Below are 243 nucleotides of genomic sequence, written 5' to 3'. Positions count from 1 at the left end.
TTCTGACTGTTTCAATTAAGATCTGTGTTTCAATTATTTTTTCTACATCCACACTTTCATCAGCAAGGTTATCTACAAAATTCCCGTCATGATCCAATGATGAAAAAAAGAGCAAGTGGTTTTTCTTGTCCACCTGCTCTAAATACTTTTCGTGTTCTTTTTCTCGCCAGTAGACTTTATATATCTGCTCGCTGACTTCAACCCTTTGCCCGTTGACATAAAGGTAATATTCTTTTGGCATTT

General features: G+C 35.8%; 1 pseudogene. It reads right to left on the bottom strand.

The features are described 5' to 3' along the window. Positions 1–241, bottom strand: a pseudogene (locus HMPREF2801_RS05345) (sigma-70 family RNA polymerase sigma factor); the annotation flags it as partial. Positions 242–243: the final 2 nt, after the last annotated feature.

Source organism: Peptoniphilus sp. HMSC062D09 (assembly GCF_001811425.1).
Lineage (GTDB): Bacteria > Bacillota > Clostridia > Tissierellales > Peptoniphilaceae > Peptoniphilus_A.
This window is presented reverse-complemented; position numbering and strand designations above follow the sequence as displayed.